Source organism: Microcystis sp. MC19 (assembly GCF_003019735.1).
In the GTDB taxonomy this organism is placed as follows: Bacteria; Cyanobacteriota; Cyanobacteriia; order Cyanobacteriales; family Microcystaceae; genus Microcystis.
Window position 1 is genome coordinate 4,174,452 of the sequence record NZ_CP020664.1, and the last position, 24,859, is coordinate 4,199,310.

21 protein-coding genes and 1 pseudogene are annotated in these 24,859 nt (G+C 41.3%); 10 read left to right on the forward strand and 12 right to left on the reverse strand.

Translation table 11 applies throughout. The features are described from left to right. Positions 1–212: 212 nt before the first annotated feature. Entirely contained in the window at positions 213–1,673 is a 1,461-nt protein-coding gene (gene zds / locus B5D77_RS21215) for a 9,9'-di-cis-zeta-carotene desaturase (RefSeq protein ID WP_106909595.1), read from the reverse strand. A 137-nt stretch (positions 1,674–1,810) separates the two neighbouring features. Here zds and B5D77_RS21220 point away from each other — a divergent pair, with 137 nt between their 5' ends. Then, complete coding sequence (locus tag B5D77_RS21220; RefSeq protein WP_106909596.1) at positions 1,811–4,249, forward strand: glycosyltransferase family 39 protein; 2,439 nt, start codon at positions 1,811–1,813, stop codon at positions 4,247–4,249. Between the two features lie 444 nt (positions 4,250–4,693). Here B5D77_RS21220 and leuC read toward each other — a convergent pair whose 3' ends face one another. Further along, the gene (leuC, locus tag B5D77_RS21230; RefSeq protein WP_106909597.1) at positions 4,694–6,094 is read right to left on the reverse strand and encodes a 3-isopropylmalate dehydratase large subunit; all 1,401 of its coding nucleotides are present in this window, start codon (positions 6,092–6,094) and stop codon (positions 4,694–4,696) included. Positions 6,095–6,381: 287 nt separating this feature from the next. Continuing rightward, complete coding sequence (locus B5D77_RS26015; protein WP_008196171.1) at positions 6,382–6,558, reverse strand: hypothetical protein; 177 nt, start codon at positions 6,556–6,558, stop codon at positions 6,382–6,384. Positions 6,559–6,770: 212 nt separating this feature from the next. Between B5D77_RS26015 and clpS the strand changes: the two genes are divergently transcribed. The 3 genes from clpS to B5D77_RS26745 all read left to right on the forward strand — a co-directional run bounded on the left by clpS (position 6,771) and on the right by B5D77_RS26745 (position 8,178). Continuing rightward, positions 6,771–7,058: an ATP-dependent Clp protease adapter ClpS gene (gene clpS / locus B5D77_RS21235; protein WP_002738526.1), complete on the forward strand. Its 288-nt coding sequence runs from the start codon at positions 6,771–6,773 to the stop codon at positions 7,056–7,058. Next, a complete protein-coding gene (locus tag B5D77_RS21240; RefSeq protein ID WP_106909598.1) occupies positions 7,051–7,881 on the forward strand; it encodes a CPBP family intramembrane glutamic endopeptidase in 831 nt (276 codons plus the stop codon). Before clpS ends, B5D77_RS21240 begins: the two co-directional genes overlap by 8 nt. A gap of 96 nt (positions 7,882–7,977) precedes the next feature. Next, the gene (locus B5D77_RS26745; protein ID WP_106909599.1) at positions 7,978–8,178 is read left to right on the forward strand and encodes a hypothetical protein; all 201 of its coding nucleotides are present in this window, start codon (positions 7,978–7,980) and stop codon (positions 8,176–8,178) included. An 11-nt stretch (positions 8,179–8,189) separates the two neighbouring features. Here B5D77_RS26745 and B5D77_RS21250 read toward each other — a convergent pair whose 3' ends face one another. Together B5D77_RS21250 and B5D77_RS21255 are read right to left on the reverse strand one after the other, a co-directional pair. After that, the gene (locus B5D77_RS21250; protein WP_106909600.1) at positions 8,190–10,247 is read right to left on the reverse strand and encodes an AAA-like domain-containing protein; all 2,058 of its coding nucleotides are present in this window, start codon (positions 10,245–10,247) and stop codon (positions 8,190–8,192) included. Between the two features lie 176 nt (positions 10,248–10,423). Then, complete coding sequence (locus B5D77_RS21255) at positions 10,424–11,680, reverse strand: AAA-like domain-containing protein (protein ID WP_106909601.1); 1,257 nt, start codon at positions 11,678–11,680, stop codon at positions 10,424–10,426. A gap of 263 nt (positions 11,681–11,943) precedes the next feature. Between B5D77_RS21255 and B5D77_RS26335 the strand changes: the two genes are divergently transcribed. From B5D77_RS26335 to B5D77_RS21280, 6 genes and pseudogenes are all read left to right on the forward strand, one after another. Next, positions 11,944–12,105: a hypothetical protein gene (locus B5D77_RS26335; protein ID WP_172969774.1), complete on the forward strand. Its 162-nt coding sequence runs from the start codon at positions 11,944–11,946 to the stop codon at positions 12,103–12,105. 411 nt (positions 12,106–12,516) lie between these two features. Continuing rightward, on the forward strand, positions 12,517–13,473 hold the full coding sequence (locus B5D77_RS26750; protein ID WP_216824542.1) for an IS110 family transposase: 957 nt from the start codon (positions 12,517–12,519) through the stop codon (positions 13,471–13,473). Positions 13,474–13,904: 431 nt separating this feature from the next. Further along, a complete protein-coding gene (locus tag B5D77_RS21260) occupies positions 13,905–14,156 on the forward strand; it encodes a hypothetical protein (RefSeq protein WP_106909602.1) in 252 nt (83 codons plus the stop codon). Further along, positions 14,143–15,021, forward strand: coding sequence for a hypothetical protein (locus tag B5D77_RS21265; protein WP_106909603.1), 879 nt, complete (start codon positions 14,143–14,145; stop codon positions 15,019–15,021). The genes B5D77_RS21260 and B5D77_RS21265 overlap by 14 nt, the downstream gene beginning before the upstream one ends. Before the next feature lie 267 nt (positions 15,022–15,288). Then, positions 15,289–16,483: pseudogene (locus tag B5D77_RS21275) on the forward strand (hypothetical protein). A gap of 42 nt (positions 16,484–16,525) precedes the next feature. Beyond that, entirely contained in the window at positions 16,526–17,305 is a 780-nt protein-coding gene (locus tag B5D77_RS21280) for an HAD family hydrolase (RefSeq protein WP_008196136.1), read from the forward strand. 450 nt (positions 17,306–17,755) lie between these two features. On the opposite strand, the gene pstB (B5D77_RS21285) is transcribed toward B5D77_RS21280, so the two are convergent. The 7 genes from pstB (B5D77_RS21285) to pstA (B5D77_RS21315) form a co-directional block, all read right to left on the reverse strand. Further along, positions 17,756–18,562 carry a phosphate ABC transporter ATP-binding protein PstB gene (pstB, locus tag B5D77_RS21285; protein ID WP_081504635.1) on the reverse strand — a complete coding sequence of 269 codons (807 nt, stop codon included), beginning with the start codon at positions 18,560–18,562 and terminating at the stop codon, positions 17,756–17,758. Continuing rightward, a complete protein-coding gene (pstA, locus tag B5D77_RS21290; RefSeq protein ID WP_008196133.1) occupies positions 18,556–19,479 on the reverse strand; it encodes a phosphate ABC transporter permease PstA in 924 nt (307 codons plus the stop codon). The genes pstB (B5D77_RS21285) and pstA (B5D77_RS21290) overlap by 7 nt, the downstream gene beginning before the upstream one ends. A gap of 2 nt (positions 19,480–19,481) precedes the next feature. Then, the gene (gene pstC, locus B5D77_RS21295; protein WP_008196131.1) at positions 19,482–20,417 is read right to left on the reverse strand and encodes a phosphate ABC transporter permease subunit PstC; all 936 of its coding nucleotides are present in this window, start codon (positions 20,415–20,417) and stop codon (positions 19,482–19,484) included. Positions 20,418–20,509: 92 nt separating this feature from the next. Beyond that, complete coding sequence (locus tag B5D77_RS21300) at positions 20,510–21,535, reverse strand: PstS family phosphate ABC transporter substrate-binding protein (protein ID WP_008196130.1); 1,026 nt, start codon at positions 21,533–21,535, stop codon at positions 20,510–20,512. Between the two features lie 334 nt (positions 21,536–21,869). Beyond that, positions 21,870–22,667 (reverse strand): phosphate ABC transporter ATP-binding protein PstB, encoded by a 798-nt coding sequence (gene pstB / locus B5D77_RS21305; protein ID WP_008196127.1) that lies wholly within the window; start codon positions 22,665–22,667, stop codon positions 21,870–21,872. Between the two features lie 126 nt (positions 22,668–22,793). Next, positions 22,794–23,597: a phosphate ABC transporter ATP-binding protein PstB gene (gene pstB, locus B5D77_RS21310; RefSeq protein ID WP_008196122.1), complete on the reverse strand. Its 804-nt coding sequence runs from the start codon at positions 23,595–23,597 to the stop codon at positions 22,794–22,796. Between the two features lie 193 nt (positions 23,598–23,790). Next, positions 23,791–24,684: a phosphate ABC transporter permease PstA gene (pstA, locus tag B5D77_RS21315; RefSeq protein WP_008196120.1), complete on the reverse strand. Its 894-nt coding sequence runs from the start codon at positions 24,682–24,684 to the stop codon at positions 23,791–23,793. Positions 24,685–24,859: the final 175 nt, after the last annotated feature.

Genomic DNA, 24,859 nt, shown 5'->3' on the forward strand with positions numbered 1-24,859 from the left:
ATTTCTGACGAGATTTTTCCGACGTTCTTTCCAGTCTAGGGTAAGCCTTCTAGATGGAGTTATCTTTTTACGAGTCTAGCTCGATCGGTCTTTTTTGTATAGCTTGGCTTGAGAGGCTGACTTGCCAAGTTAGCTATAGGGGTTATCTTTGGCCACTGAAAACAAGTTTAGAGGCAACCCCTTCTTAACAGAGGAGATTGCTGGCTGTTTACTCAAACCGTAGCCAAAGATTTCTGGCGCTCGGCCTGTTGTAAGATGGCCCTGGCTGCCTGTTTACCCGATAAAGTGGCTCCTTCCATGCTATCAATGTAATCCTGTTGGGTATAACTACCGGCAAGGAAAAAGTTAGGGATAGGAGTCGCTTGCGAGGGACGATAGACATCCATCCCCGGTGCTTCCCGATAGAGACTCTGGGCCAATTTCACCACACTAAACCAAGTCATCTTTAACTCCCGGGAGGAGGGAAATAACTGATGGACTTGCGCTAAAACGTGCTGGGCGATATCTTCATTTTTAGCTTTAATAAAAGGATCCCCGGGGGTTAAAACCAACTGTAATAAAGAACCTTCTCCGGGGCGATAATAATCCCTAGGACTGGTGAGAGCAAGATCTGCAAAACAGGAAAAATCCGCTTGGTGGGTGTACAAAAGATTGTCAATTCCCACCGCTTTTTGCAGTTGTCGGCGTTTTTCGGCATCATTTAACTCCGTCACCCAACCGTCAAAACGCAATTGTACCGTGGCGACGGGGACGGCTTCTAGTCGGAAAATATTGTCAAAAATCGGCATTTTTCGCCAATCTTGGGGAATGAGACGCTGAATACCGGGGACATCACCAGCGCAAACATAGGCATCTGCGGTGATAGTTTCCGTGGTTTCTCCGTTAGCGACGATCATGCCATTAACTTGCAGATTTTCGCCCTCTCCAGAATAGAGAATTTCCCGCACCTGACGACGGGTAGAGATTTTGGCGCCCCGTGCCTCCAGATAGTTAATAATCGGTTTATGTAGGTATTCGTGGGGGGAACCTTCCAACATCCGCAGGACGGAAGCTTCGGTTTTAGCGGCAAAAAATTGGAAAATCGTCAGCATACAACGGGCCGAGATATTTTCCGTATCGATAAATCCTAAGGCATAGGCGATCGGATTCCACATTTTTTTTAAACTGCCTTGATTACCGCCATGGCTACGAAACCAATCGGCAAAACTAATCGAGTCCAGATCCCGAATCGTTTTCATCGCTCCTTGGAAGTCTATCAGACCGCGGACGATGGGACTGGTACCTAAGGCCAGAGAATTAAAGATTTTATCGGCTGCCGAGAGTTGGGAGGAGGTAAAAAAGGCTTTTAAACCGTTAAAAGGCGCACCTGCGGCGAAACGAAAGTCTAATTCGCCGATTTTTCCCCCTTCGTTGATAAAAGTGTGGGTGTGTTCTTTGAGCAGTAGGGATTGAAAAGCGCCCACTTTTTTCATTAACTCAAAAAGATTATAGTAACAACCAAAAAAGACGTGCAAGCCCATCTCGATGTGATTACCGTCCGCATCTACCCAACTACCGACTTTTCCCCCGACAAAGGGACGAGATTCTAAGATTTCTACTGTACAGCCCGCATCGACTAGATCGATAGCTGTTGCCATTCCCGCTAACCCTGCACCAACGATCACCACTCGCATTTGTCAAGTTCCTGTTACAATTTTTCACTAAATCTTTATTTTACCCCGATCGGTCTGGTGTTTCTTGCTGGCGATTTTTTCAGGGTCGCTTGAGAGCGTGGCAGAATAATTGAGAGTTGCACTAGGGAGAAGTCATTTTGAAGCGATCGCTAGATGGGAGACAGGGATTAATTATTGTCAGTATTATATGGATATTGGGGATATTAGTCGATAGATTCTGGTTTAGTCTCGATCATACCATTCCTGCTTGGGATCAGGCCGATTATCTCAACGGTGGGATTATCTATACCCAAGCTTTCCAAAATCCTCGCTGGTTTGACGGGGATTGGTGGCGCAGTTTATGGCTAATGTCGCCGAAAATTCCCCCTTTAACCTATCTTGTAACGATTCCCTTCTTTAATCTCTTTGGTATTAGTCTTGATGCGGGTATGTGGGTAATGGCTATCTATAGCGCCCTACTGCTCTTTTCTGTGTACGGATTGGGAATTATCCTCTTTAATGGGACTGTGGCTTTATGGGCAGTCCTAATCTGTCAATTTCTCCCCGGTTTATACTATTATCGCCTCGAATATCTCTTAGACTTTCCCTTAGCGGCAATTGTAACGTTTTCTTACTTTTGCTTGACATGGTGGCGATTTAGTGGACAAGGCTGGCCAAAAGCGATCGCTTTCGGGATTTCTTTGGGTTTAGGGATGTTAGTCAAACAAACCGCCCTATTTTTCCTCTTTTTACCGATTTTGTGGGTATTGGGCGAAAATCTCCGGCGAAAACGTTGGGGCAATCTAGCGCAATTAATGCTCAGTTTTTTAACGGCAGCATTGTTAATGTTTCCCTGGTATCGGACGAATTGGTTATTAATGTTAACCGCAGGCAAACGTGCCACGGTAGATTCGGCGATTTTGGAGGGAGATCCGCCTCTTACCAGTCCAGATGCCTGGACGTTTTACGCCCAAGTTTTACCCTATTTTCTTTCTTGGGTATTGTTATTAGTTCCTGTGGTGGGATTATTAATCTCCTTACGTCATAGAAAAACCGAAGATAAGGTTAATCGTCCTGTGTGGATTTGGTTAGGAGTTTTTCTGCTGGGGGGATACCTATTATCATCCCTCAACATCAATAAAGATGCTCGTTATATTTTGCCGATTTTACCGACTTTATCCTTAATTTTATCCGTCGGTTTATTATCTTGGCGCGGTCGTTTTGCCCCCGCTATCCGTTGGGGAACGATAACTATTGCCGCTATCCTCACCAGCTTAAATTTATTCCCCTTGGGGGGAGATATAATTACTAACGTTTTCAGTCCCAAATTACAACACCATCCCTATTTAAAAACTGGCTGGCAAAACGAAGAAGTAGTTAAAGAGATTCTAGCCGATTCTCCCTATCTTCGCAGCACCCTAGGGGTTTTACCTTCCACCCCCGAATTAAATCAACATACTTTCTCTTTCTACGGTGGTAAACATAATTCCCAGGTTGCCGGCAGACAGGTGGGAGTTCGGGAAGAAGATATCGAAAAGGATGTCAATTCTTTAGATTGGTTTTTAACTAAAACTGGTGAACAGGGTTCCGTCCCCAATGTCCAGAAAAAAATTGTTAATCGAGTCGCCACTGGGCCAGATTTCCAAGTGGAGAAAACTTGGCAGCTACCGGATGATAGCACCCTGTCCCTACACCGAAAAATATATCCTTCCGTCACGGTTAAACCCCTTGAAAATCCGCCAAAACGGGTGGAATTAAGAGAGATTACCCTTGCCGAAAAAGCTTCTCCTAATCAACCCCTTCCCGTGGTTTATAAATGGGCCGGAGACTGGCAACAATTAAAGTCAGGGATAGTAATTTTAACCTGGCAAGAAGTGGACGGGAAGGATTATTGGATGCACGATCACGGTATGGCTATGGGGGGATTAGTGGCAGAAAAATTAACTTCAGAAGAGCAACAAAAGGGTTTTGAAGTCACTGAAAAAACCGCCATGCAGTCGGCAGCAACCCCCGGAGTTTATCGCTTATCTGCTGTCTATCTCAATCGGGAAACTGGCGAAACCTATCCGATTAAAACTAATGCTCAAATTACCATCGATCCTCAAGTTCCCAAGTTAGCAACGCCCCAATTAGATTTAGTCACCCAATTGCGCTTAAAGTCGGCTAATATTGGTCAAGGATTAACGGGGATTGAGCCAATTTTTGAGTTAACTAATCGTATCAATCAATACGATTCGATTCAGGATTATGTGCTGCAAGCAGACAAGGCTTTTTCCTATCGTTTACAGCAACAAAACCCCCCCGATAAATTATCTTTAGCCTACGGATTAGCAATTTCTAAGGTACTACAACAGGATGTGGCAGGGGCAATAAAAGCCACCGAGGAAATGATTAAAATTGACCCCCATAATCCCTATCATTATGCTTATCAAGGTTTTATTTATCTCTACGATTGGCAACCGCAAGCAGCCCAAAAAGTCTTAGATAAAGCTAGACAATTAAATCCCGATAGTGAGGAAATTAAGACTTTAAATGCAGTGGCTGCCTTGATGGGGGGAAATCTCGTTAAAGCTTGGCAATTATGGCGGTCAAATTAAAATAGAGTGGGAAGTGGGGTGTGGGGTGTGGGGTGTAGGGTGTGGGGTGTAGGGTGTGGGGTGTGGGGTGTAGGGTGTAGGGTGTAGGGTGTAGGGTGTGGGGTGTGGGGTGTGGGGTGTGGGGTGTAGGGTGTAGGGTGTGGGGTGTAGGGTGTGGGGTGTAGGGAGAAGCTTTTTTCAGTGATCAGTAAACAGTAAACAGTAATCAGTGAACTGAAAACTCACATCTGATAACAAGGGCCGAATCTCAGACCTAATTGGTTAAGCTAAAAGCTTTGATGCGCTTAGTTTCTAACCCTCTTTTTAGGTAGGAGAATTGTCAGATTCTGTCTTTTGCACGAGTGCCTGTTGCCTCTTGCCTTCAGAAGCTGATAACTGATAACTGATAACTGATAACTGATAACTGACTCCTGCCTCCTGCCTCCTATCTCACCCTTGAGACAACTACTGTAACAACTCCCTGGGATCGGTGACTTCCCCTTTAATCGCTGCTGCTACCACCATCGCCGGACTCATCAACAAAGTACGCCCAGAAGCGGAACCTTGACGACCTTTAAAGTTGCGATTGGAGGAGGAAGCGCTGATCTGATCTCCCTGCAATTTATCGGGATTCATGGCTAAACACATGGAACAGCCAGCCTCGCGCCATTCAAAGCCCGATGCTAGGAAAATTTGGTCTAATCCTTCCGCTTCCGCCTGTTTTTTGACTCTTTCGGAACCGGGGACGATAAAAGCTTTCACATGGGGGGCAACACGATGACCTTGGGCAAATTTGGCCGCTTCGCGCAGATCACTGATCCGGCCGTTAGTACAGCTACCGACGAAGCAGACATCGATTTTTGTGCCTTTAATCGGGGTGCCGGGGGTGAGTTTCATGTATTGATAGGCTTCCTCTGCGATCGCTCTTTCCGTTGCCGGTAAACTTTCGGGAGTGGGAATGACTTCGTTAACTCCGATTCCTTGGCCCGGAGTGATACCCCAAGTAACTGTAGGTTCGATTTCGCCGGCATCAAAGACCACCACATCGTCATAAACTGCATCGGCATCGCTTTTAATGCTTTCCCACCAATTAACCGCACTTTCCCAGTCTTTAGGCGCAAAATCAAGACCTTTGAGGTAATCGTAGGTGATTTGATCGGGGTTGATATAACCACATCGGGCCCCACCTTCGATCGCCATGTTACAAATCGTCATCCTTTCTTCCATGGACATCCGTTCAATTGTACTACCTGCGTATTCATAGGCATAACCAACACCGCCTTTAACGCCCAATTGACGGATAATATGGAGAATTACATCTTTAGCATAGACCCCGGGGTTTAAATCGCCGTTTACCTCCACTCGACGCACTTTTAATTTCGATAGGGATAGGGTTTGGGTAGCAAGAACATCGCGTACTTGGGAAGTGCCGATGCCAAAAGCGATCGCCCCAAAAGCGCCGTGGGTGGAGGTGTGGGAGTCACCACAGGCAATCGTCATCCCGGGTTGGGTTAGGCCCTGTTCAGGAGCGATCACATGAACTATGCCCTGATTACCAGAACCGATGCCGTAGAAAGGAATATGATTGCTTTGAACATTAGTTTCGATCGCCAGGATCATTTCCTCAGCCAAATCGTCAAGGAAAGGACGCGCCTGATTTTCGGTGGGGACGATGTGATCGACGGTAGCAATAGTCCGTCCCGGAAATAATACTTTTAAACCCCTTTCTCTCAGCATCGAAAAAGCTTGGGGACTGGTGACTTCATGGACTAGATGCAGTCCGATAAATAATTGTGTCTGTCCACTGGGAAGAATCTTAACCGTGTGTGCGTCCCAGACTTTATCGAATAACGTTCTTGCGCTCATTGACCTTGGAATGATAGTCATCTCCTTGATCATATCAGCTAACCTGGTCCGATAAATATTAATTTTTTCTTTTCTCTTGGTTAGGAGGGATAATAGGTAAATAGTTCTGTTTTTGCTGGATTAAAACCATCAGTTTTTGAGTGAAACAAAGGACTTTCTAGGAGAGTGGGAAGTGAGGAGAAACAATCAATTTAAAAACTGATTTGGTCTAAGAATAACAAATTGGCGAACATATAACTAGCTATGAGGGAGAGCTTATAGAGGAGTTCCGCTTCTGTGTATCTGCCTTAGTATTTGTCTAAATCTACACATTTATCTAAGGGTAAAACATCTAAAGCTATAGACTCAAATTCCGTACTAAGACACCTTTCCCTAGGGATGACTAATATCTTAATCCTAGAATCTTTTGGTAACATTCGATGTTGAATATTGTCTTCAAGGTTTTGTAATTGGTCAGTAGCCATGGTAAAATAAGCTTAAATTAGCCAATTAATGCAATTATGATCTATCCATCTAGAAATGTCATTCCTTTGGCTGTCCCCCACTCACCAACACCCAACCCCCAACACCCAACACCCCAAGGATCACAGAAAAAGCCTAGCTCAATCTGGAAATTTTGATTATGATCATTAAGTGATTGACTTGTATTGTGATATAGATTCAAAGGAGAGACACGGTGTCCACAGAAGTGATCGAAAAGCGTTCCACAGCGACAATCCGTAAACCAGCGCCTCGTTATCGCGTTTTACTCCACAATGACGACTTTAACTCGATGGAGTATGTGGTTCAGAGTTTAATGCAAACGATCGCCGGTATGACGCAACCCCAAGCAGTTGATATCATGATGGAAGCGCACACGAATGGTACAGCCTTGGTGATTACCTGCATCCAAGAACACGCGGAATTTTACTGTGAAACCTTGAAAAATAAAGGTTTAACCAGCAGCATCGAACCCGATGAATAAAAGATTACGGGTAATTGCCACTTACCCAGTCCCCCTGCGACTGGGAATTTTTATTTTGCTCCTACTTTTTCTCTGGTTGCCGATCGCACTTCCCCTCTATCACTTTTTTGCCACTAATGCTAATCTGGTCTCAATTTTGACCCTTTCTGTTCTCTACCTGGAATTTTTGGGGTTATCCCATTGGTGGGGACGGACAATTTATGGCGATGAGGGATTAGCCGATTATGGGTTGATTTGGCGAAGAAAAACGCCGATCGAGTTAATTAACGGGTTAGCGATCGGTCTATTTTTTACTTTCTCGCTTTTTCTGTTCCAAGCGTTCCTAGGTTGGTTAAATTTCTTACCTGCAAATCCCCAGATCAGCAAAATCATCCTGGAGGGGTTTTTAGTCGCTTTAGCGGTGGGTTTTGCCGAAGAATTGCTATTTCGGGGCTGGTTACTGGGAGAATTAGAAAAGGATTATCGTCCCGCTATCGCTCTAGTGATTAGTGCCTTAATTTTTGCTCTTGCTCACTTTATTAAACCTTTAGCCGAAATTATCCGCACTTTTCCCCAATTTCCTGCCTTAGTCTTGCTAGGATTGATTCTCGGTTGGGCAAAACGCGCCTGTGGTGGTAGTTTGGGTAAAAGTATCGGTCTGCACGCGGGTTTAATCTGGGCATACTATATATTAAATGTGGGTCAGTTAATTAAATACACTGGTACTGTTCCCGATTGGTTAACTGGAATCGATAAAAATCCTTTAGCGGGAGTGATGGGTTTACTTTTCCTGACAATTCTCGCTATCTGGATCAGAAAAAAAGCAGTTTTGAGTGAACGATAGGGGATTAAATCAATTACTATAAAGGGGAAATTGCCCATGAGAGTTATAGCCGATTTCAATTTTTGATGGGTTATTTTTAGTTTAATTCTCTGGCTAATGATTGGCAATCTCCTCTACTATATGCAAGTAATTGTTTTACGTCAAAAGAACCCACAGGTTAATTCCTCTCCTGTTGTCAGGAGTCAATCCTTCAATGTTTCTGACCTATTCTTTTTATTTTGGTCACGGGGAGGGGAAGGAATCCGAGTATCATTATCCGAGGAATTAACGGGTGGTAATGGAGTATTTAGTGATTAAAAAATTGATGTTTATTCAATAAGTTTTTGACAATCTAGATTATCTTGCAAAGCTCGATCGATATCCGATTTCCAAGCTCTGTCATTATACCAACGTTTTGCCCAAAATTGAGCTTCTTTAAAGTTATCAGAAGTTGGGGGGATTTTGCACAAAATTTCAAAAGCACCTTCTCTACCCGGCACATCAGCGACAAAATTATCGACAGCTAGTCCTATTGCTTGCTGAATTAACTTTAATTCAGTTAATTGAGTCCCACACTTGTAATAAAACTGATCACCTTGTTGCTTTTTCAAGTCTTGCAGTTGTTGAATATTCTTTTCTAAGCTAATATTAAAATCTCGTTTAGTACAAATTTCTGGAATACTAGGTGAGGGTTCCTTATCGGGAGTTCTTTGTGGTTGCAATGATAATAAGAACAAAATAATAAACGTACCAAGTAGTAATAGTACCGACGAAAAGGTAGAATCCTCCTCCTTAACTAATTTTTCTAATTCTTGTTTAACCCATTGAATATTAAATACCTCTTGATAAATTCGATTGGTCACTTCTAGATACTCATCATTTTTAATCACTAATTCTGCTTGCTGAAGTGCCAATTTTTCTGGTTTGTTATCAGCAAAGACTCTCCCCTGCAAAATTTCTTGATAGATTTCTAATCTTGACCTAACATTTTTATCAGGAGTTAAGAGACTGTTTTGTATTTTCTGGAGATGAGCTGCCGCTTTATTTTGTAACCAATTTTCTACAATATTTTTCTGAATCAATTGTTCAATTTTTGGTTTTTCTTGTCCTTCTCGTAACTCATTTTTATTGTCGATTAGCAAAAGGATAACTATTATCGTTAACTCCCAGTTACCACCTGTCCAAGCTGGAATTTCCTCAATTAAAGCTGCTCTTTGATTCTCATCAAATTCAGTCCTTAATAGTATTTTATCTAGTTGATCTACTTTTTCGTAGTATGCAGGGATTTTATTTAATTCCGTTGTCACCCAATTTTCATTAAAAACATTTCTATAAATCTTATTATAAACTTTTAACTTTTGTCGGTCTTGAACTACCAATCCCGTTAAGCGTAATTCTATTTGATCGGGACTACCATCATCGGTAATTTCACCATTTTTTAAAATTTCTAGGTAAAGCTTCAGCATTCTTCTACCCGTGACACGCTTATTTAATAAACGATTCCGAATAGTTTTTAGGTGTTCTGGACTATCTTGAGATACCCAGTTACTAATTACTTGCGACTGGATAAAATCGCCGACATTAATCGGGGTTGCTGGGGATTCCTTGCCAAATCCAGTGCGAGATGTGGAGATTAAACGACAAATTTTTTGAGTTAAAAATGGTTGTCCACCTGTCCACTCTATAACCTCCTCTAAAACCCCTTGTGGATTGGGAACTTTGTCCTGCAATCCCTCGGCAAGTTTTCTGGCATCCTTTAGAGTAAATCCAGATAATCGAATATCTTGACCAATATTAAAAGGATTACGATTATTATCTAGAATAAAGTTAGAAACTGCCGCTACCCCCAACATACAAAAGGTTAGACGTTGGTAATCCCTATTATGGGGACGTTTTTCATGACAGCTACGCAGCCAAGCAAAGAAATCATCTGTGGAAAATTTTAAACTCAGAACGCTATCAATTTCATCGAAACAGATAACAATAGGTCGGGATACTTCCCTTAAGAGAATTTCCTCAACAAATTCATCAAGACGATTAATAGCTGATTTATAGGCTCGTTCATCCCACCAAGTTTGCTCTTTTCCCCGAATAGAAAGATTGAAGCGTTTAACCAGTTGCTCAAATAATACTCGATACCAAATATCTTCGGAGATGTTTTTTCCTATACCACTCAAATGAATGGTAGCACAATCAATATTATCCTCTTGCAGTCGTTTTTGTGTCTGTACCCACAAACTTGATTTTCCCATCTGACGGGAATTTAACACATAGCAATACTGTCCATTTTTTAGATAGTCATAAAATATATCATCTGCTTCCCGCTTGATATAACTAGGTGCATCTAGGGGAACGCTGCCTCCAACATAATAAAAATTGGTCGCCATAGCATTAAAATTAGCAATTTGTCTGATTGGTTAAGTTCGATGAATAATTTAATCAAAGGTTATCTGTCCCTAAGCTAGTCCGCATTTAAGGTTCTGGGTTCGATGGGGGAACGGGGAACAGGTGAAAACGAATATTAGATTTAGATGTACAACAGTTTAACTAAATATATTGGATTTTAGGAGGATAGGCGATACCTAAAATAGTTGCTGTATAGTGGATAACGGGGTTGAACAGCATTCTGCACAAAGGTTACTAATCCTAAACTATGAAGTTGCCAATTAATTGTTGCACCTAAATCAACGGGAGAAGACGACTCTACAACCTTTTTCATTCCTGCTGCTAGGTTTGGATGTTCTTGTAAGTTTAACAAATGTCCTCGTAAATGATCCCCATAAATTCCCGCTTCCGTGGCTGCTGTCTCTAAAAAATCTGCTAAAGACATTTGTTTTTGGGTAATCCCATAAATCGCTTTTTGGATTAAATAGGGATGTCCCCCGACAAGATTAATTATTTTTTGCAGTTCATCTTCTCCCAAGTTAGCCTGATATTTATTGGCTAGAGTCAAGACCTGTTCTAGAGTAAAATCAGGTAACAGGATTTCTGTTCCTACATTCAAAGGAGATTTATTCAGGTCAGCAGGAACATAATTTTCTGTGGAGTAGGTGATAATTAAGTGTAACTTTTGCCAAGTATTATTATTTTTTGCCTCCTCGTGCCAAAGACGAAATAAACTAAGGAAATCGTCGGCAACGCTGGTATAGGTAAAGAGACTATCTATCTCCTCTAAAACTAAAATTAGGGGTTTATCCAGCTTTTTGAGCAAATGGTCTTGAAAATAGGCAGTACAGCTATAAAGTCCTAATCCTTCTTGCCATTTTTCCTGAAAGAGAGCTGCTAACCCTAATTTCTTGGAAATAATCAAAGCAAACCAAGAGAGCAATCGGTCTAAATCGCCGAGAATTCCTTTACTTGCCTGTAAAAAACTCAAACTGACAGTTTTATACTGTCTTTTGTCAACTTGACTCAAAATTCTATCGACTAATAGGGTTTTACCCATCCCCTTGGCTGATTTAATCCGCAATAATGAACCTGCTTGACTCACCGTCTCCAGACAAAGCTGTTCCACTGGAGGACGTTCAATATACTTGGAAAAATCCGCGGCCCGGTTTTCTCCCTCATCCTCAGACGTGGCAGCAGCTGTTTCCTCCAACTCATCCCAGTCAGCGATTTCTCGATAATCAAGGGCTAATTTTTGACAAATTTCAAAAAAATTGAGATTAGTAATCGATTTACCGTTAAGAAAAAGGCTAATAGTCGATTTTGCGAACCCTAACTCCTCAGCAAGCAGCTGTTGAGTTGCGTAACTATTGCGTTTAACTGCTTGTTTGACTCTAGGGATATATTCCGATTTTACTTTAAGCGATCGCCCCATAACCGTGAAGATTATTGAAAAATGAATGACAACCTAATCTTATCTCAAATAAATCAAACGTATCTCAGACATTTACTCAAACGTATCACAAAAAACTCAGACATATCTCAGACATTTTAAATTGTTCTATGAGAACCTAGAGATTCAGACACAAATTAGTCTTCAAATAAAAGTCAGACATAATATCACAATTCCCAGTCCTCGACTCACACTTCGATGCGTAAATATGAAGGATAGAAAAAAAACTATAGGGAGCAACGACCGTGCATTATCGAAAAATCAAAAAGCTGCTATCTTTAGCTCTAATCACTTTCGCGTTATTGCTGCCTTTTTGGGAAGATAGTCGTGTCCAAGAAGAAGCAAAACCAAAACTCGTCGATCTTATCGAAATCCTGATTCAAGCCACGAAAATCTTGGAGGAATAAGTACCTAAGCAAAATTAATTACACATATCTAACCACCTCTTGCCTCCTGCCTTTTGCCTTTTGCCTATCTTCACTAGGAAATTAATTTTGCACGACTACTTAAGTAGGGAGGCACAATTATTTGTAGGATGGGTTAGCGGTAGCGTAACCCATGCGGGGGTTGGGTTTCATGCTTCAACCCAACCTTGTATATTGAGAGAGGTGGTAGACCGTCCCAACCTTGGTCGGAAAAGACCGCTTCGTAGCAAGGGTCACCACCATAATCTCCCTGACAAAACTCGAACAGTCGCCGGGGTCGTGGCGAAAACAATCAATTGTTAAGCTAAGAGACCGTATCGGGCAAGGATGAGTAAAATCAAGGGGATGCTCTCCAAAAGAACCATTAATCCCGCCAATTTCTCAGGTTTAATCATGGAAAATATCTCTCAATGGGTAGGCATTGACATTAGTAAAGCGACCCTAGATGTTTACCTTCGTCCCCTCAGTAAAGCGATGAAAGTTGCTAACACAAAGGAGGACATATCTAAACTGGTCGAAACCCTAAAATCCTACACTGTCAACCTCATCGTTCTGGAAGCAACAGGAGGTTTAGAAACTGAACTGGTGATTCAATTACAAGAAGCGGATTTACCTGTAGCCTTAATCAATCCCCGTCAAGGAAGAGACTTTGCTAAAGCCACTGGTAAATTAGCCAAAACCGATGCCATTGACGCTCAAATTTTAGCTCATTTTGGCGAAGCAATGCAACCGCAAATATTAGCGGTTGAGTCGGAAGAATCTCGTCAATTGGGCGACTTAATTAGTCGTCGCCGGCAACTTGTCGAGATGCGGACTGCCGAAAAAAACCGACGGGAACGCGCTCGCGGTAAAGCTTTGGTCGATATCGAAGCCCATCTTGAGTATCTCGATAACTGCCTCGAAAAACTCAATCAAGAAATTGAGGAATTGACCCAAGCTAACCAACAATGGCTCGAGAAAGTCAATTTACTCAAAACCGTGCCGGGGATTGGTCAAGTAATTTCTACTACTCTCGTCTCCGACTTACCAGAACTCGGTCAATTAACCGCCAAACAAATCTCTCGCTTAGTCGGTGTCGCACCGATTAATCCTGATAGTGGTCAACATAAAGGTAAGCGAATGATTCAGGGAGGTCGCGCTCAGATTCGGGCGACTCTTTACATGGGAGCGGTGGTAGCTATGCGTCATAATCCGGTGATTAAAACCTTTTACGAACGCCTAGTCGGACGCGGTAAATCAAAAAAACTGGCTCTGACTGCTTGTGTGCGGAAAATCTTAGTTATTCTTAATGCAATGGTTCGCCAAAATCAGCCTTGGCAGCTTGCTGACAATTTACCACCTTGTTCCTAGAGATTCACACTTTTTGTTATCTCTGATCAAGGGTTGCGCTTGCTTTGGTTTAACCTGAGCGACTTAGTTTTTGCTGCGCTTTTTTCTGGCTTGAGATTTTAGGTTCGACAGCAACTCCTTGATTGTTTTTTGAGTTACCCCTTGACAATCAAGACAGTCGCTACGTTCATCTTATATTTAATTCCACCCACCTACTTAACAAAGAAAGTTGGTGCAATGTAGGGGCGCAACGTGGTCAGTAAGTTGATCGAACTGCTTGCGCCCATAATGTAAGATTGTGAACATTTTTCACCAAAAAGTAACTGGTGGGCATCATTCTATACTATAATCAGTACAGTCATGAACTAGGCTCCTGTCCATCTGACTTGATTGACGTTTTATCTAATTTGGTCTATACCCCTCAGCAACATTCCTAAATTTATTGGAATTTTATGGCTAAAACAACTGATACCAATTATTTAACCTCCGCGGAGAAGTCTCTTTTATCTGATTTACTCAAAGTTAATGCTGCCACTGTCTTGAGCTTTGAAATTGAAACAGATAGAATTGGAGAAGCTAACTTACAAGATAAATTAGAAAAACTAGCGGACAAAGGCTATATCAAAGTCAATGAAGAAGAAAGCTACAAAATCTTTACTCCCACTTGGAAAACTCGTCAGCTGAGGATAAATGGTATTTTGTAGTCAGTTTCTAACGGAATTAGACAAGTTTACTTTTTTCAGTTCATTCACCCATTACCTATTTTTGGTAGATTCTCAGACAACTGCTGCCACCGATCTTTTCAGCGAAATACGGAAACTTCTGGGAGGGGATCTGTGGCCTCTTATTTTGGCTGCGATAATTATTGGAGTATTATATGAAACTGGAATTAGCTATTTCTCAGCTTTTAGGATTCGTCATTTATTTCCCGATTTAGAAAAGGATTTTTTAAATACTTTCCTTTGTTTATTAATTGTCAAAATTTTTGTATCAATACTTTTATACCTTCTCATTCAACTTATATTTTCTCTATTAAGCTTGATCGAGGATAATGTTTTTTTTGGTTTAATCATTGCTCTGGTCTTCGGTCTTATTATGGGTTCCTTAAACCCTAATTTAGAACAAATCGACCAAGTAATGGGTGGATTTAGCTTATCGACAATTAATCCTGTCTCCAGTGGGATCAAAAAGATTTTAGAGCGGTACAAAGACTCTCAAATATCTATTATTAGTCCTTTAGACAAGAAATTGGTAATCAAGAAAATCAGCCTATATAATTCTATCAAGCCTAAATTTGATTGTTTTAAAAAAATAGTTACTATTCAGAAATGCACCCAAGAATTAATCGGTGGATTGACACTGAAAGAAACGCAAGAGAAATATCAAGGAAGATTAAACGCTATCATCGGGGGAAATTTTAGTGACGAGGATAAGAGAAAAAGATTAATATGGTTATTATTTGATATTATGAGTCCTGAAGAGATCAATAAAATTAGTGAGCACCCAGATCAATCAGAAATTTTAGAAAGACTGCGAGACATAGAACAGGAGAATAGTAGGATAAATTAAACTTCGGACTGTTAATTAAATACACTTGTACTGTCTCTAATCGATTAACTGGAATCGATAAAAATCCTTGAGCGGGAGTGATGGGTTGACTTTTCCTGACAATTCTCGCTATCTGGATCAGAAAAAAGGCAGTTTTGAGTGAACGATAGGGGATTAAATCAATTACTATAAAGGGGAAATTGCCCATGAGAGATATTTTTCTGAAGCTAGAAGGGTATATTAAGAAGGTAAGAGATTCCGATCAATGCTTATTGAGATCAACCTATTATGCTGATTTACTTTATTCATGGAGTGGCCACAAGAGATGCTAGTTATGCCAATAAATTAATTAAACTAATTGAAGAAGAATGTAAACGCAAAAATCTGATTATTCCCTACTGTTATGCAGGATTTTGGGGAAATGTCCTCAAAGTAACTGGAAAATTATGGCGAGATATCGAGCAAGAATTACAGACACAAAAACAGAAAAAATAGTAATTTTAACCAAGAGCAATCCTTTCGCTATCAAAATTTTAGAAAAGAGTATTTATCTTATTTTATCGGTGACGCATTTAGCTATTTAGGCAGTGATCGAGGAAACCAAATTCGCCGCATTATTGCCGATCAATTAATCGATCTCGTTCAAGCTTATCCCCAGGAAACCGAATTACATATAGTTGCCCATTCTTTGGGTACTGTAATCCTTTGGGATCTGTTATTTTCTGATCGTTTTGATCCTAAGGATCCCGCTCATGAAATTCGTGATCTTATCGGTAAAGAACGGGGGAAGCTTTCCCTATCTAGTGTAACAACAATGGGTTCACCGATCCCATTTTTAAATTTAACTTTAGGCATTGATACCAATCAAATTGAAAAATTTATTACCCAGCATCAAAGTCAGCGTTTGCTCTGGAATAATCTGATCAATTCCTCCGATATTATCGCTTATCCAATTCGTCCTCTTTTTGATTCTATAACCGATGTATCCAAGATTTTGATAAGCGATTATTATCTAGAAGCGACTGGCAATATTTTTGATTCTGTAGAAATTGCTGCCGTTGTCTTAAATTCCATTAATGCTCATACCTATTACCTAGCATCAGATAAAGTGGCCAAAAATATCGTAGAGACAATTTATTTTGATCAGCACGATTATAATAATGGCAATAGTTACGGCAATAACACCTGTGTTGAGCTTGCCATAGAAAGAATAGCTAAAATATCTGGAGTGACTAAAGATCTGGCAAAAATGAAATCTTTAAAAGAAAAAATATTACTAGAAGGTAAATTTAAAGATGCCAGTGGTTATATTTATTTAAGCTCAGATTTATATCGTGTTCATCATGTTTATATACAGGACAATCACCAAAATATTGTATATGCTGTATATGTGGGTTGGATTCATGTAGAGGGATTGAAAAATTCTGTCACCGAAATCATCAGACAGCTATGTTATGTGAACGATGAAGCAAAGAATAGCTAATAGCTGCGCTATACTGCCATTATTGAGATTAAACCAGCATTTATGAATCAATCCCCCCGCATTCTAGCACTGGATTTTGATGGTGTTCTTTGTGATGGCATGATCGAGTATTTTCAGATTAGCAAACGCACCTATGAAACCCTTTGGCCGGAAATAATTCCCGAGGATTTTTTCCCGAGGTTTTCGCAACTTCGTCCCGTTATCGAAACCGGTTGGGAAATGCCTTTACTGTTGCGATCGCTCGTTCTCGATATTCCCGACGGGGAAGCTTTAAATAATTGGCCGTCAATTCGGCAAAATCTGCTAGAAAGGGAGAAAATAGCGAAAAAAGTTCTCTCAAATGCCCTCGATGGTCTTAGAGATCGATGGATTGAGTCGGATCTAGAGTCTTGGTTAGCCTTACATCAATTTTATCAACCCGCGATCGATCGCCTAGCCTCTCTTTTAGACTCGGATTTTTTGGTTTATATCATCACCACCAAAGAAAGTCGTTTTGTCAAGCAATTGTTACAAAAAGTAGCAATTAATTTTCCTGCGGCGAGATTAATTGGCAAGGAAATTAAACAGCCAAAATACCTGACTATTCAGCAAATACTGGCTGATTTACCGGAATCCCCCGCCAATTTGTGGTTTGTCGAGGATCGTCTCGATGCGTTGGAATTAGTGGAGCAACAAGCAGATTTAAACGATGTGGGCTTATATTTAGCCGATTGGGGATATAATACCGCTCAAATGCGCCAAAAAGTCGCTCAAGATACCCGCATTAAGCTGTTATCCCTAGCTCAATTTGCGGCAGACTTTACCCACTGGGAAAGTCAGTGACGAGGAATATTCAAACTTCGTCCATTCTCCCATGAGCATTGTTAAGCTTTCTTTATACACTTGTACTAATTGTCAATTTCTTCTACAATGGCCATAGGTCGATATTCTAGAAATTTTGTGGAGCTATGATTGATACTAAATCCTGTTTAAAAAGTATAGGATAGTGGGGAAGTGGGGTGTGGGGTGTGGGGTGTGGGGTGTGGGGTGTGGGGAATTATGAATTATGAATTAGGGAGTGGGGAAGTGGGGGAGTGGGGGAGTGGAGCATTTGGATGAAATTTCCCTATCACCCTATCACCCCAAAACCCTATCACCCTATCTCCTGACTCCTGAATCCTGACTGCTGACTGCTGACTCCTGACTCCTGAATCCTGAATCCTGACTGCTGACTGCTGACTGCTGCCCTACGAACAGCTTAATTGCTTTCTCTCCCCAAACAATTGCGATTTTTTAACCAAATCGACCACTAATATATTCTTTTGTTTTCTCGTGAGTTGGTTCTTGAAACATAATTTTAGTTTGTCCAAACTCCATCAGTTCACCCAAATACATAAAAGCTGTGTAATCAGAAATCCGGGCTGCCTGTTGCATACTGTGGGTGACGATTAAAATGGTAACTTTTTCCTCTAATTTACCAATTAGTTCTTCTATACTATTAGTGGCGATCGGATCGAGAGCGGAAGTGGGTTCATCAAAGAGGATAATTTCAGGATCCGTAACTAAAGCGCGGGCAATACAGAGACGTTGTTGTTGTCCCCCCGATAAATCGTAGGCACTGGTGTTGAGACGATCCTTGACTTCATCCCACAAAGCGGCACCGCGCAAAGCTTGTTCTACTTTATAATCGATAAACTCCCGTTTTTTTTCACCCCTAACCCGCAAACCGTAGGCGACATTTTCGTAAACAGATTTCGGGAAAGGGTTCGGTTTTTGGAAAACCATACCAATCCGCATCCGCACCTCGATCGGATCGACCTTGTGAGCTAAAATATTGACTGTATCGATATAAATGCCCCCTTCGTAGCGATTAGCGGCATAAAGGTCGTGCATTCGATTAAAACAGCGCAAAAGCGTCGTTTTACCGCAGCCAGAGGGGCCAATTAGAGAGGTGACTTGTCTTTCGGGAATGGTGAGATTGATACTTCGCAAAGCGGGTTTATTGGTGCCAGCGTAGTAAAAGTCAAGGTTTCTCACCTCGGCTTTTGGTTGAAATTCTTTGATATTAGACATCATTGAGGGAAAAATAGAGTTTACCATTTGATACCTTTGCGGAAACGATAGCGGAGATAGATAGCTACAGCGTTCATACCGAGAGTCATCACAATCAACACTGTACCAGCGGCAGCCGCATTGACTTCAAATTCTGGCTCTGGACGAGAAACCCAGTTAAACATCTGAATAGGCATAACTGTAAAGGGTGCTTTCAGCCAATTAAAGTTAATAAAGGGAAAATTTGCTTGTAAAGGAGCATCGGGTAGAAAGGCAATAAATGTGAGCGCACCAATAGTAATCACGGGAGCCGTTTCTCCAATCGCTCTGGAAAGCCCGATGATCACACCAGTGAGGATACTACCGAAGGAGTAGGGAAGAATATGATCGGCCACTACTTGCCATCTACTTGCTCCCACGGCATAGGCCGCTTCCCGGAGACTGTTGGGTATTGCCCGAATTGCCTCTCTGGTGGTGACAATAACCACAGGTAGGATCAGCAAAGCTAGGGTTAAACCGGCGGCAATAATACTTTGTCCGAGATTGAATTGATAGACAAATAAACCGAGGGCGAGTAAACCATAGATAATTGAGGGAACACCCGCTAAATTAGTGACGTTAATCTCAATAATTGCTGAAAGCCAATTTTTCTTACTATATTCTTCCAGATAAATTCCCGCCGCAATACCGAGAGGAATCGCAATCAAAGCTGTTACCAACATCACTAGCAAGGTTCCCACCCAAGCGGAAAGAATACCAGCTTCTTCAGGGTGACGACTAGGAAAAGAAGTAAAAAACTGGGGGGTAATGCGCGGCAACCCTGCTATCATCATCTGGGCGATCAGGATAAAGAGAATTAGGGTAGAAACAAAAATAATCAACAACCCTAAGCCAGAAAATACCGTGCTAATCAGCTTGCGCCGTTCAATATTAGCTCTTAAATTCGATAATTGTTCTTGCTGCATGGTTAGTAAACCTCTCGATATTTTTTGGCGAGGAAATAACCGATAATATTAAAGATTAAAGTCAAAATGACTAGCATAATACCGGCGGCAAAAATTGATTGATACTCGATCGAACCGTGGGGTAAATCGCCTAAACTAACCTGAACAATATAAGCGGTAATGGTGGCCGCTTCACTAAAGGGATTGAAGGTTAAATTTGGCTGTAATCCTGCGGCGATCGCTACAATCATCGTTTCTCCCACGGCCCGGGAAACTCCTAAAATATAAGCGGCACTAATACCAGAAATAGCGGCAGGCAAAACCACATTTAAAGCAGTTTGTAAACGAGTTGCTCCGGTAGCATAGGAACCTTCCCGGAGGGTCAAAGGTACGGCACGCATGGCATCTTCACTGATGGAACTAATCAGGGGAATAATCATTAATCCCATGACCAAACCAGCACTGAGCATATTAAATGAAGGTAAGTCAGGCAAAAAAGTTTGTAGGAAAGGGGTGACATTTAAAAAGGCAAAATAACCATAAACTACTGTCGGTATAGCCGCTAATAATTCTAGACAAGGTTTAACCACTTCTCGCAGACGCGGGGGGGCAAATTCACTAAGATAAATAGCGGCAATTGTTCCCAAAGGAACAGCGACAAACATCGCCACGATCGAAGTGGTTAAGGTTCCCGAAAGTAGCGGTATAATACCATAACGAGGATCGGCAAAAAGCGGACTCCAAACCGTATCGGTTAGGAATTGAATCAGGGGAACTTTCTCGAAAAAATGCACGGATTCTACAATCAAAACCTCCATAATGCCGATAGTAGTGGCAACAGAGGAAAAAGCCGCCAAAAATAGAATAACTTCAATAATAGTTTCTTTGAGGTTGCGAATCTTTTTGGGAGTAGCTGCCTGAATCCAGACACTCTCTGATTTAATTTCTGGTTTAGTCATGCTTTAAATATCTAGTTGCTAGTTTTTTTAATTCAACTCCAAAAACGGGGAAGATAATCGCTTCCCCATTCCATTTATTGGCAGATAAGCAACTATTCTTTAGCTTCTAGCTGGACAATATCTTGGATGGTTAAACCCACCACATCTCGGCCAACGAATACACTCCCTGTTTTATTATTTCTAAAGTTTCTCATTACCGATTGATAGACATTAGCGGGTAGAGGCACATACTTAACTTCCCGGACTAATTTGGGAGCATTATTGATGAAAAATTCGACAAAACTTTTCACCTCTGGACGTTTAGCCGCATTAGCATTAACGTAGATAAAAACAGGACGGGAAAGGGGATTATATTTACCGTTGTTGACATTTTCTGCTGAGGGAGGTACGGCCCCTTTGCCGTTATCAATGGCTAGAGCTTTCAGACGACCTTTATTCGCTTCATAATAGGCATAGCCAAAGTAACCTAAAGCGTTACGATCTCTGATAACTCCCTGCACTAGAACGTTATCATCTTCACTGGGGGTAAAGTCGGTGCGACTTTTCTTCGATTCACCGACAATTGCCTCGGTAAAGTAATCGAATGTTCCCGAATCTGCACCTGGTCCGAACAGTTTTAGGTTGGCATTAGGCCATTTAGAATTAACTTGATTCCACTTAGTGATCTTGCCTTGAGCAGCGGGTTCCCACATTTTTTTCAGTTCAGAAACCTTGATGCTATTAAGGGGATTTTGTTTATTGACTACCACTGTTAAAGCATCAAAAGCGATCGGCAATTCTAAGAATTTAACGCCATTTTTAGCGCACAATTGACGCTCAGAATCCTTAATTGGACGAGAAGCATTAGAAATATCCGTTTCACCAGCACAGAATTTTTTAAAACCGCCACCTGTTCCCGAAATACCCACAGTTACCTGTGTCTGACGATTTATCTTTTGAAATTCTTCCGCTACTGCTTCTGTAATTGGGTAAACGGTGCTAGAACCATCAATTTTGATAGTATTGCGGCTTTGGGAATTAACCGCCGGGATGGTGAGAGCTAGGGCCGCTCCTACTGCCGCTAAACCAGCGCTGATTGTCCATCGATTTAGTTTGAATTGGAAATTCTGCATACTCATTTCGCTAATTATTGCTGATTCGGGAATAAAAAAATTAACTCTCAGGTTGGATTGTACATAAAACCCCAAAATTATGATCAATTATTTTAGTTAATTTAAGGTTAAGGTTAAGATTTAGTTTGGTTAAATTTAGTTTAAGTTTAGGTTAATTAAGCTTAACTTAAACAAATATCTCTCACATTTTTGGTTATTTAAATTAGTTGATGACCACCCTATTGCAAATTAAAGTCAGTCAAAACGCTCAATAATGTAGTTTTATTAGATAATAACAAGAAAAAATCAGAACAAGTTGATTAACTCATCCCGATAATTGATCTCAAAAAGACTAAAGTAATTAACCAAAACGACCGCTAACATAATCTCTAGTGGACTCTTGAGCGGGATTTTGAAAGATAACCTCGGTGCGATCATATTCCACTAAATAACCTACTTTACCCCCTTTTGGGGTCGGTTCAGCATTATAAAAAGCCGTTAAATCAGAAACCCGCGACGCTTGTTGCATATTATGAGTAACAATAACTATAGTATATTGGGTTTTCAATTCGTGAATTAATTCCTCAATTTTTAGGGTAGAAATTGGATCGAGTGCCGCACAGGGTTCATCCATTAAAACAACTTCCGGTTTAACCGCAATAGCGCGAGCAATACATAACCTTTGTTGTTGTCCCCCCGATAAAGCTAAACCACTTTCTTTGAGTTTATCTTTAACATCATCCCAGAGAACGGCTTTTTTTAAAGATTCTTCCACTAATTGATCCATATCACCGATGTAACCATTTAATCGCGCCCCAAAAGCGATATTTTCATAGATAGATTTAGGGAAAGGATTCGGTTTCTGAAAAACCATACCAATGCGACTGCGTAACCCGATAGGATTAACGGAATTACCATAAATATCTTGACCGCGAAAGGTAACTTTTCCCTCGATTTTGGCACTTTTAACTAGATCATTCATGCGATTAAAACAGCGCAAAACCGTACTTTTTCCGCAGCCAGAAGGACCGATAAAAGCGATCGCTTTTTTCTCAGGAATATCAAGGTTAACATCACGAACAGCAAGATTAGAACCATAGTAAACATTTAAGTTTTTGGTTCTCAAAACCGCATCGGTAACAACATCGGTACTATACATAATTTTCAAAGGAAATAAGGAGATGGGTGTTTTTTTTCAGTGACCAGTAAACAGTAATCAGTGAAAAGAAAACTCCAAACTTGCCACTTTATACTGATAACTGATAACTGATAACTGATAACTGATTTAGCCAAAACGTCCACTAACATAATCTTTAGTTGCTTTTTCTTGAGGATCACTAAAGATTTTGTCCGTATGATCAAACTCGACTAGATAACCGATTTTGCCACCTTTATCGGTGGGTTCAGCGTTATAAAAAGCGGTTAAATCCGCTACTCTGGTGGCTTGTTGCATATTGTGAGTAACAATGATAATTGTATAACGTTCTTTTAATTCGTGCATTAACTCCTCAACTTTTAAAGTTGAAATTGGATCCAGTGCCGAACAGGGTTCATCCATTAATAATACTTCTGGTTGAGCGGCAATAGCGCGAGCAATACATAATCTTTGTTGTTGTCCCCCCGATAGGGAAAAACCGCTTTCTTTTAGTTTATCTTTTACTTCTTCCCAGAGAGCAGCCCGACGCAAGGAAGTTTCTACTAATTCATCTAAATCGCCTTTATAACCATTTAATCGCGCTCCGTAAACCACATTATCATAGATGGATTTGGGAAAAGGATTAGGGCGCTGGAACACCATACCGATGTATTTTCTGACTTCGACAGGATCCACCTCTTGAGAGTAAATATCTTGGTTATGATAAAAAACTTTGCCGTCAATACGAAAACCGTGGATTAAATCATTGAGACGATTAAAACACCTGAGAATGGTACTTTTTCCACAGCCAGAGGGTCCGATAAAAGCGGTGACTCTATTTTTGGGAATATCGATGGAAACGTCCCGCACTGCTCGATAATTACCATAGTAAATATCAGCCTTATCGACCTTTAAAACGGTTCCTGTAGAATGGGGGTTAGAATTAGTTAGCATAAATTATTTCAATTGAATTTGGATAATTGAGGAATTGGAAAGATAGGTAGATTTTTACTTAAATATCCCTTTTTACTTTTTCCTTGACTTAAGTAGGGAGGCACAATTATTTGTAGGATGGGTTAGCGATAGCGTAACATAATCGGGCGTTGGGTTTCATGCTTCAACCCAACCTACGTTCTTTTTCCTTGACTTAATAGGTTTTCTGGCGCGTGGCTAAACGGGATAAAATGTTAGTTACCAACACCAAAAACACCAGAATTAAAGCCCCTGCCCAAGCTAATTGCTGTTGGGGGGCAAAAGGGGCAGTAGCAAAGTTGAAAACCAGGACCGAAAGGGTGGCAATCGGTTCAAAGACACCCCGGGGCCAAAAGTTAGAGAATAATGCCGTAAAAATTAAAGAGGCCGTTTCTCCAGCCGCCCTAGCAATTGCTAAAGTAACACCGGTCAAAATAGCGGGAACTGCGGCAGGAAGGACGATTTTTAGGACGGTTTGGTAGTTATAGGCCCCTAAACCCATGGCCGCCCAGCGGATGTCTTGGGGAACGATTTTTAAAGCCTCATCGGTGGTTCTAATAATAGTCGGTAACATTAACACCGCTAAACCGATCGAACCGGCAAGGGCAGAAAAGCCTAAAAGGGCTGTTCCTTCGCCAAATAATGGCGCAACTAGCAAACCGTAGGCGAAAACCCCGACAATAATCGAAGGGACACCCGCTAAAACGTTGGTAGCAAAGCGCACACCCTGGGCAAGTTTGTTATCACCGCTAAATTCCGAGAGATAAACCGCCGCTAAAACGCCAATGGGAACTGCGATCGCCGTAGCGAGGGCAACGACGATAATTGTGCCTAAAATGGCGTTAGCGATGCCTCCCCCTCCTAACCCCGGCGGTGGCGGTAATTTGGTAAAGAGATTGGCGTTTAAACGGCCCACCCCTTGCACAAAAACGAAGCCTAGGACGGCAAAGAGGGGAATCACAGTAACAGCTAAACATAAAGCCGAGAGAACGGTCATAATTGTCCCCAATAGCGATCGAGGACTACTCGGTTTCTTTTTGAGATTATTGCCTAAATTCGCACTATCCATATCAGTTATCAGTTATCAGTTATCAGTTATCAGTAAACAGTAATCAGTGAAGAGTGAACAGTAAACAGTAATCAGTAAACAGTGAACAGTAATCAGTGAACAGTGAAAAGACAGCAGTAAACTGCCATTTGATGATGAACACTTAATACTCAAAACTCAAAACTGATAACTGACG